9 protein-coding genes and 1 other annotated feature are annotated in these 10078 nt (G+C 32.9%); all 9 genes read left to right on the forward strand.

The window, feature by feature from the left end; translation table 11 throughout:
* Window positions 1-95 precede the first annotated feature (95 nt).
* On the forward strand, window positions 96-533 hold the full coding sequence (locus tag N4A68_02120) for a PspC domain-containing protein (GenBank protein ID MCT4563117.1): 438 nt from the start codon (window positions 96-98) through the stop codon (window positions 531-533).
* Between the two features lies 1 nt (window position 534).
* Window positions 535-1425: a cell wall-active antibiotics response protein gene (locus N4A68_02125; GenBank protein MCT4563118.1), complete on the forward strand. Its 891-nt coding sequence runs from the start codon at window positions 535-537 to the stop codon at window positions 1423-1425.
* A gap of 485 nt (window positions 1426-1910) precedes the next feature.
* The gene (speE, locus tag N4A68_02130) at window positions 1911-2765 is read left to right on the forward strand and encodes a polyamine aminopropyltransferase (protein ID MCT4563119.1); all 855 of its coding nucleotides are present in this window, start codon (window positions 1911-1913) and stop codon (window positions 2763-2765) included.
* 323 nt (window positions 2766-3088) lie between these two features.
* Window positions 3089-3235, forward strand: coding sequence for a hypothetical protein (locus N4A68_02135; GenBank protein MCT4563120.1), 147 nt, complete (start codon window positions 3089-3091; stop codon window positions 3233-3235).
* 468 nt (window positions 3236-3703) lie between these two features.
* Window positions 3704-4057 carry a hypothetical protein gene (locus N4A68_02140; GenBank protein MCT4563121.1) on the forward strand — a complete coding sequence of 118 codons (354 nt, stop codon included), beginning with the start codon at window positions 3704-3706 and terminating at the stop codon, window positions 4055-4057.
* A gap of 271 nt (window positions 4058-4328) precedes the next feature.
* Window positions 4329-4856, forward strand: a complete 528-nt coding sequence (gene pgsA, locus N4A68_02145) for a CDP-diacylglycerol--glycerol-3-phosphate 3-phosphatidyltransferase (protein ID MCT4563122.1) — start codon at window positions 4329-4331, stop codon at window positions 4854-4856.
* A 146-nt stretch (window positions 4857-5002) separates the two neighbouring features.
* Window positions 5003-5230 (forward strand) — a binding site (T-box leader).
* Window positions 5231-5345: 115 nt separating this feature from the next.
* A complete protein-coding gene (locus tag N4A68_02150) occupies window positions 5346-5858 on the forward strand; it encodes a GNAT family N-acetyltransferase (GenBank protein MCT4563123.1) in 513 nt (170 codons plus the stop codon).
* 19 nt (window positions 5859-5877) lie between these two features.
* Window positions 5878-8532 (forward strand): valine--tRNA ligase, encoded by a 2655-nt coding sequence (locus N4A68_02155; protein MCT4563124.1) that lies wholly within the window; start codon window positions 5878-5880, stop codon window positions 8530-8532.
* Window positions 8533-8630: 98 nt separating this feature from the next.
* Window positions 8631-9929, forward strand: a complete 1299-nt coding sequence (locus tag N4A68_02160; protein ID MCT4563125.1) for a bifunctional folylpolyglutamate synthase/dihydrofolate synthase — start codon at window positions 8631-8633, stop codon at window positions 9927-9929.
* Window positions 9930-10078 lie beyond the last annotated feature (149 nt).

Below are 10078 nucleotides of genomic sequence, written 5' to 3' on the forward strand. Positions count from 1 at the left end.
TTCTACAAAAACTAGACCATATATATTATATAATCGTGCTAAGAAAGAGTTATGCAATTTCCTAAGGTAAGAATAATGTGTAAAGGAGTGTTAGAATGTCAAAGAAATTATATCGTTCAAGAAATGATAAAGTCCTTGCAGGAGTATGTGCTGGGCTTGCTGATTATTTTGGAATTGATACATCCATTGTGAGGATACTATGGTTTATATTTACCCTCATGGGTGGATCCGGAATAGTTGCTTATATAATATGTGCTATAGTGTTTCCTGAAGAATCAGCATATAATAGTGGACCTAGTGATGATGAATATGTGGTTGGAGCAAAAAACTATAATAAGTATGAGGAGTATTATGAACAGGAAAAAGGAGATAATGATAAGAATAGGGTACTTATAGGAGGTATTCTTATTGGTTTAGGAGCGCTGTTCTTGCTGAGAAGATATGTTTATTGGTTTGATTTTGGTAATCTATGGCCGGTTGCTTTAATTATACTTGGAGTATTTATTATACTTAGAAAAAGGGAGGGAAATTAGCTTGAAGGGTAAATCAAGTAAAGGTGGTTTAATATTAATCTGTATAGGTGTCTTTTGGCTGCTGAGTAGCTTTGGAGTTATTAACTGGTCCCTTTTTGATGTGATGTTTAAACTATGGCCATTGATGCTCATAGTAATAGGTATAAATATGGTATCTAGGTCTAAAAATTATATTAAGTATATAACATGGGGTATATTCATAGTAACGGTAATTTTATTTGGCTTTTATGGCGAATATGGATATAAAAATGATGCAAGTTTTAATATAGATTCAAATTTTGTCCAAGAAAACATTCCAGAAACTACTGCCGGGAAACTAAGGCTCCAATTAGGGGGAGGAAATCTAAGAATAAATTCAATAGCTGATAAGCTTATAATAGCAAAAGTACCTGATTCAAAGGTGAAAAAAGATATTAAATTTATTGGTAGTGACAAGTCTAAAGTAGATATAAATATTGAACAGAAAACGGATATTATCAATTTAAATAAAAAGAAAACCTATGATTATGGTTTTGATTTAAATAGTAATGTTTTATGGGATATAGATATAGATACAGGTGCCATAAATGGTACCCTAGATTTTAGCGATTTAAAGGTATCAAAGCTGGATATAGATATGGGAGTATCAAATCTTAAATTAATATTTGGAGATAACCAAAGTAATACAAAGGTTGACATTGATGGTGGAATATCAAATCTAGATATGACTATACCAGAGAATGTGGGAGTACGAGTTGATTTTGATGGAGGCATAAAAAATACTAATATTGGGGGATTAGGCTGGAGAAAAACAGGAGATTATTATGTATCCCCAAATTATGATGAAGCTGAAAAGAAGCTTGAACTTGATGTGGATATAGGAATTGGAAAATTTTACGTTAAAACAAAGTAAAGGCAAAAGGTGTTTGCCACAGGCTGCCTAAAAACCCGAATTTCTTCGTTGTTGCTTCAACCAAGAACCCTTACGTATGTCTGTATACGCTATGGCCTCTCGGTTTCAGCACGCCTCGAACTTCGGATTGTTAGGCAGCCTGCCATCTTGTTGACTTTGTCAACAATCTGAGGTAAAAGGTGTTTGCCTTTTATTTTTTTATAAGCAAAAACGATTGGAATTATGTGTGTTAATAAAGTAAAATATAGAGTATGTGTTATTTTATAAGCAAACAATATAAATTATAAATTCAAAAGGTGGTGATTAAAGTCTGGTTAATAGAGCAAATCCCATAATTACTTTCTTGAAAAAATAACTACTACATATAGGTCAAAAAGCTGCAAAGCTATATCTAAAAATAGTTAAATTAAGTATGATATCCCTATATGCAACTTAGACAAGTTAGAATTATGAAATTTTCTCAATCAATAATCGGATGAATCATTATGGAAGATTTTTTTAAACAAATTAATGGAGAAACTTGGTTGGTAGAGGATGAAAGAGATAATATGAAATTGTATTATAGACTCAAGGATATAATTTCTTCAAAAAAATCTCCTTTCCAGCAGGTAAATATAGTTGATTCCTATGATTTTGGTCGTTGCTTAGTTTTAGATGGCGTTATTCAGACCACGGAATTGGATGGATACATATATAATGAGATGATTGCACATATTCCCGTAGTTACCCATGAAGATCCTAAGAATGTATTAGTAATAGGTGGAGGAGATTGCGGAGTAGTTAATGAGTTAATCAAGTATAGAAGCATTAATAGTATAGATATGGCCGAAATAGATGAGTTAGTAGTTAAAGAATGTATTGAACATCTACCTTCTATTTCCGGTGATTGTGCAAAGGATAAAAGGGTTAATTTTGTATTTGATGATGGAATCAAATTTATCAAAGATAAAAATAAAACCTATGACATAGCAATAGTAGATTCTTCAGATCCCGTTGGGCCAGCCGAGATTCTTTTTTCAGAAGATTTTTATGTTAACTTGAAAAATTCTCTAAAGGATGATGGCATAATGGTATGTCAGAGTCAATCTCCGATTTTTCATAGGGATGTATTAAAAAAGACTAGGGATATTTTGAAAAAGCATTTTCCCATAGTAAGAACTTATAAGGCAGTTGTACCAAGTTATCCAGGGGGTATGTGGAGTTTTACCCTTGCATCATTTAAGGATGATCCATTAAATGCAGATAAGGATAAACTTGCTAAAGATACCAAATATATAAATTCTGAAGTGCTTAGGTCTTGTTTTAGTCTTCCAAAATTTATGCAGGAAAATTTTAAATAGTATTATTGTTTTCTATAATGACAGAGTGATTTTAACCCAGATTATTCATGGAGAGTTTAAAAATATGCGAGTAGTTTTGATTTCTAAGGCGTTTATTAAATTTGAAGGCATACCTAGACGGTACGTCAAGAATTTGATGAATGACTTAGAAACAAAAGGACGAAGTAGAATTTTAAATTTTCTATGAATAATCTGGGTTTATTATACTCTGTCATTTTTTTAGCTTGTTATAGGTATTAAATAAAATATTTTAGTAATTTGTGGTATAACATGTAGTAATTTCGCATATAATCCTAAAGTAGATTGTATATGGAGGTAGAAAAATGTATGAAGAATTAGTAGAAATCGTGGAAAACTTTATAAAGCTTTGTGATGAATTGCTTGAAAGCGGAAAAATAGACACTAAGCTATATGATGAATTAACAAGAAATAAATTAGAATTTCTAAATAATGTTGAAAGAGTAGGTTAAAATACTTACTCTTTTTTTATAACTGAGCAAATTGCATAATTACCTTCTACAAAAACTATCTACCATATGTAGTTCTAAAATCCCAATAGCTATACCATCAAATATGCTTATATCTTAAGCAATTAAATATAGGATGATATTCGCATATGCAATTCTGCCAAGTCAGAGTTATGCAATTTTCTCAACTATGAAAGCTATAGGAATTTAAGTAGGAGCTGTAAGATATACTATATAAACCCTATATGAATAAGGAAATTACAATGAATCAGTTTAGGCACATTCAAATAAACTAGTCATTTTACTCGTCCCTTTGATGATATAGTAATCTGGCTAGTTTATTTTTTGTATACCTCAATACTTTATATATATAGCAAAATTTTACAATGAATAAGCTTTTATTTAAAGAGAAGAATATTATATATATACGATTCATAGACATTTTAGTAAAGACATTTTGGAGGGATTTGAATGTCTAATTATAGTTACGATATAAAAATTGATAAAGATTGCTGTAAATCCGGTTACATAAGAGGCGAAATAGAAAACTATGCATGGTTTGCATTGGTTCATAGGGATGCTGTGGAAAAGGGAATTGATCCTAATGATTTAACCGCGGGGACCGGAAGAATAACAAGATTATGCTTATATAAGGATCAGACAGATTTTCTTGGCAATCCATATATGCCTTCTTTAAGTGTAAAAAGATATATTTTTGCAAATTATCATAGGGATTGGAGTGTATTTAACAAAAACTATTATGATATGGTTAAAGAATTGATAACATATTTAGAAAGAAGGTATTCATTTAAATTAGTTAAGTAAGCAAATTGCATAATTACCTTTCATGAAAACCATCTACTATATATTTTTTTAGAATCTACGAAGACATACCACATGTATTATGCAATTTTGCCAAGTTAGAATTGTGTAATTTTCAGAAGTAAGCAAATCTCAAATAAAGGAAACCATTAATAGTTGATGATATGATATGTACATTAGAAGACTTATAACATATAATAGTAGTAGGAAAAATATTGAAATTCATCAAAAAAGCATGTAAAATAATGGTGAAAATAATATTGAGGAGAAGAATATGAATCTGCCTAATTTTTTAACTACAATAAGATTTCTATTGGTACCTTTATTTGTGTATGTCTTTTTTCACGAAGGTCAAAGTAATGTTCTGTATGCAACATATATTTTTATTTTAGCCGGAGTTACAGATGTTTTAGATGGATATTTAGCTAGGAAGTATGATCTAATCACAAAATGGGGGCAAGCCATGGATCCTCTAGCGGATAAATTAATGCTTCTTACTGTGCTGATATGCTTTACAATTAAGGGATATCTACCTATTTGGGTGATTACTATTGTTGGGCTTAAAGAGATTTTAATGATTATTGGAGGACTTTTTCTTTACTACAGAAAGGATAAGGTTGTTATTCCAGCAAATAAATTTGGGAAAATGGCTACAGTAGTTTTTTATATAGCTATCCTATATATGGCCTTTAAGCTACCATATAGTATAGTGTTAATATATTTTGCAATAATATTTGCCCTATTTGCTTTGATTAAATATTTCCAAAACTTTAGAGAATTGCATAAAAAATCTTCTGATTAGGATAAATGGGGAAATATGAATATTATTAAGATGAATGGGATGGTTCTAGGCATTTTGGACTTGTATAAGTTAAAGTCTATACTAAAATCCCTATAGTTGTTCTTGACTTTTATTGATTATGTATGTATAATAATTACAAAAAATATTGAAAATCAGTGAAGAAGAGGAGTAGGAAAACAAGACATCTAGAGATGGAAACCCTTAGGCTGGAAGGTTCCCTATGATCATTGTTTCTGAAGGTAGCTTCTGAGATGCTAATTTGAAAGCTTACGTAAGTAGATTTGGTCGGGTTATTCCGTTAAAGATTTTTGAGTGTTAGTTTTTAAATGCTAAAAATAGGGTGGTACCGCGAACTAGGTCTTTTCGTCCCTTTAAGGACGAAGGGGCTTTTTTTATTTTCCTTAACAATTAAAACTTCTAGGACAGTTGCAAGATCCAAGTTGCAACTTGCAATCTGGAACTTAGAACTAAAACAGGGGGTGTGTATAGATGGATATTACTATTAGGGCTGTAAAAATGAGTGATGCTACTGATTTGAATGAGATGAGAGTTCAAGATGGAGTAAGAGAAAATACTTTAGGTCTTTTTAGTGAAACAGTCATGAACAGCGAGAATTTTTTGAAAAGTCTTGATGGGGCTTCTCACTTATTGGTGGCAGAGGTTCAAGGGAAGGTAGTAGGTGTTGCTGGACTTAATGTAATGAAGAATCCTAGAAAGAGACATTCATCTAGTCTTGCAATTAGCATAAGAAAGGAATATCAAGGACAAGGTATTGGAAGAAAGCTAATGGAAAGCTTGCTGGATTTATCAGATAATTGGTTAATGCTAATTAGGGTGGAATTAGGAGTATTAGAGGGTAATGACAGGGCTATGAATTTATACAAATCCCTTGGCTTTGAAGTAGAAGGAAAGAAGAAATATGCTACAGTTCGAGATGGCAAATATGTGGATGAGTATCTAATGGCAAGATATAATATACCAAAGCAATTCAAACAAAAATAGAATATGAGGAGTTGGTATTATGACAAAAGAAAATTTAGCAACAAAATATAATCCTAAGGAATTTGAAGATAAAATATACAATACGTGGATGGAGAATAATCTATTTAGACCTGAAATTGATTCGAAGAAGGAGCCATATACTATAGTATTGCCTCCACCAAATATTACAGGTCAGCTTCACATGGGTCATGCTTTGGACCATACATTACAGGATGTACTTATTAGATGGAAAAGAATGCAGGGCTATGCTACGCTATGGCTTCCAGGAACAGACCATGCAAGTATAGCTACTGAGGTAAAGGTTGTTGAAAAGATATATAAAGAAGAAGGCAAAACTAAGGAAGAAATAGGAAGAGATGAGTTTTTAAGAAGAGCTTGGGACTGGAAAGAGGAATATGGCAACAGAATAGTTGAGCAAATGAAGAAGCTTGGAAACTCATGCGACTGGTCCCGTGAGAGATTTACCATGGATGAGGGCTGTAATAAGGCAGTAACTGAGGTTTTCGTTAAATTATACGAAAAGGGTTATATTTACAGGGGTAATAGACTTATAAACTGGTGTCCTGACTGTAGAACTACACTGTCTGATGCTGAAGTTGAGCATGATGAGAAGCAAGGTTTTTTCTGGCATGTTAACTATCCTGTAAAGGACAGCGATGAATATATAGAAATTGCTACTACTAGACCAGAAACAATGCTTGGAGATACAGCTGTGGCTGTTCATCCTGAAGATGATAGATATAAGCATCTAATCGGAAAAACTCTTATATTACCTATAGTGAATAGAGAAATCCCTGTGATAGCCGATGAGTATGTTGAGATGGATTTTGGAACTGGAGCTGTTAAAATAACTCCTGCCCATGACCCCAATGATTTTGAGGTAGGTAATAGACATGATCTTCCACAAATCAATGTAATGAATGAAGATGCAACCATGAATGAAAATGCTGGAAAGTATGAAGGCATGGACAGATATGAGTGCAGAAAAGCCCTTGTAAAGGACTTAGAGGAGCAAGGCTATCTAGTTAAAATTAAGGAGCATGATCATAACGTTGGGGCATGTTATAGATGTAACACTGTAGTTGAGCCTATGCTTTCAGATCAATGGTTTGTTAAGATGGAGGAGTTAGCTAAGCCAGCTATTGAAGCTATTAGCAAATCGGATCTTAAATTTGTACCAGAAAGATTTAGCAAGACGTATCTTCACTGGTTAGAAAATATAAGGGACTGGTGTATATCAAGACAGCTATGGTGGGGACATAGAATACCTGCTTATTACTGTGACGATTGTGGCGAAATAATTGTTAGCAAGGATAAGCCTAATAATTGTACAAAATGTGATTCATCTAAGCTTAGACAAGATGAGGATGTATTGGATACTTGGTTTAGTTCAGCATTATGGCCGTTTTCAACATTGGGGTGGCCAGAAGAAACAGAGGATTTGAAGTATTTCTATCCAACAAACGTTTTGGTGACTGGATACGATATCATATTCTTCTGGGTTGTTAGAATGGTATTTTCAGCTTTAGAGCAAATGGAGAATGTTCCATTCGACAATGTATTTGTACATGGTTTAGTTAGAGACTCTCAAGGAAGAAAGATGAGTAAATCCTTAGGAAATGGTGTAGATCCATTGGAAGTAATAGATTCATATGGTGCCGATGCATTAAGGTTTATGCTTGCAACGGGTAATAGCCCAGGTAATGACATGAGATTTTATATGGAAAGGGTAGAAAGTTGTAGAAACTTTGCCAATAAGCTTTGGAATGCATCCAGATTTGTATTAATGAACCTGGACTCAGAAGAATTAAATAAGGAATATGAAAGAAAATTAACACTTTCTGATAAATGGATATTATCAAGGGTAAACACAGTTGCAGACGAGGTGACGAAAAACTTAGAAAAATTTGAACTTGGAATAGCAGCCAGCAAGCTTTATGATTTTATATGGAGTGAATATTGTGATTGGTATATAGAACTAGTTAAACCTAGACTGTATGGTGATGATTTTAATTCAAAGCGTACTGCACAGGATGTACTGCTTGAGGTATTAGAAAATCTATTAAAGCTACTTCATCCATTTATGCCCTTTATAACTGAGGAGATATGGGGCCATTTACCAAACAGCAAAGATTATGTGATAGTATCCGATTGGCCTAAGGCAGATCAAGGGAAAATAAAACCAGAAGAAGAAAAGAAAATGCAGCTGATAATGGATGCAATCAAAAATATTAGAAATATTAGAGCGGAAATGAATGTTGTACCATCTAGAAAGGCAAAAGTGATCGTAGTAGCTAATGAAAGTATCTATAAAATCATTGAAGAAAACAAGAGTTATCTAATAACCTTAGCAAGTGCTTCGGAAGTAGTAATTAAGATGGAAAAATCAGATATTCCTGAGGATTCAGTATCAACGGTTATTGATGGAGCAGAAATATTTATCCCCCTCGACGATCTTGTAGATTTTGAAAAAGAACTTGATAGATTAGAAAAGGAAAAAACTAAACTTGAAAAAGAGTTAGAGAGAGTTAATAAAAAGCTATCTAATCAAGGCTTTGTAAGTAAGGCGCCGGAGAAATTAATACAAGAAGAAAAGCAGAAAAAGGACAAATATCAAGAAATGTATGATAAAGTTTTAGAAAGATTAGAGTATACCAAAAATAAGTTGAAGTAGATTCATAGCCGAGCCCATGGCTCGGCTAGTATTGTTGATGGGGTCAAAATATGCTAAAGCTTGGCATATTATAGATGATTCAAAGGGGAGGAATGGATTTGAATTATAATGAAGCCTTGGATTATATACATAGTACATATAGATTTGGGAGCAAGCTTGGGCTTGAAAATATTAGAGACTTACTTGAACATTTGGGTAATCCCCATAATAGCCTTAAGGTTATTCATGTTGCTGGGACAAATGGGAAAGGATCAACTTCAACATTTATTAACCGGGTGCTTATAGAAGAAGGATATAAGGTAGGTTTGTTTACCTCTCCATATCTTGAAGAATTTACGGAAAGAATAAGGATTAATGGTGAGAATATACCTGAGGATGATTTAGCTGAGATCACTGAAATGGTTAAATCGAAAGTAGACATTATGATTAAAGAAGGCAAAAGTCATCCCACAGAGTTTGAGATAGTAACGGCAATTGCCATGCTTTACTACAAATTAAAGGAAGTTGATTATGTAGTTTTGGAGGTAGGACTTGGAGGAAGACTTGATTCAACAAATGTTATAGAAAATCCATTGGTATCGGTAATAACTCCCATAGCTTTGGATCATATACAGTATTTAGGAGATACCATTGATAAAATAGCCTATGAAAAATCAGGGATCATAAAGAACAATAGCTTCGTTGTAGCCCATCCACAGGATAAGGCAGCTATGGATACCATAAGGAATGTTTGTAATGAAAGAAAAGCTAAGTTATTAGTAGCACCTACCCAAGCCATTAAAATCCATAAATATAATGAATTTGGTATGAAATTTGATTTAGATTTACATGATGAAGGCATTTATGATTTAGAAATAGGATTATTAGGGAAATATCAAGCTAATAATGCCGTAGTAGCTTTGACGACTATTAAAGTCTTACAAAAATATCATGACATAAATATATCTGAAGTCTCAATAAGAAATGGACTTAAAAATACAAAATGGCCTGGTAGACTTGAGGTTATTAAAAAGAATCCTACTGTGATTATTGATGGTGCCCACAATATTCATGGAGCTAAGGCTTTAAAGAGGTCAATAAAGGAGATATTTGATTACGATAGGTTAATAGGAGTTATTGGAGTATTAGGAGATAAGGACGTAGATGGAATATTAAATGAGATTGTTCCATTATGCGATATAGTTATTATAACAAGACCAAATAACCCAAGGGCAATTTCACTGGATGATCTAAAGGGAAAAATTGAAGGCTTTGGGAAAGAAGTGCTTATGTATGAAGATATAAGGGAGGCTGTAGATAAATCACTGGAAATATCTATGGAGAAGGACATGGTGGTTTGTTGCGGCTCGTTATATATGATTGGAGATGTTAGAAGTAAATTAAACCCAGATTATTAATATTATTTAGTGAGCAAATTGCATAATTACCTTCTACAAAAACTATCTACCATATGTAGTCTAAAATTCTTCAAAGCCATACCATCAAATATGCTTATATCTTAAGCAATTAAATCAAGGATGATATTCGCATATTAGGTTTAGCCAAG

The sequence above is a fragment of the Maledivibacter sp. genome (assembly GCA_025210375.1).
GTDB lineage: Bacteria > Bacillota > Clostridia > Peptostreptococcales > Caminicellaceae > JAOASB01.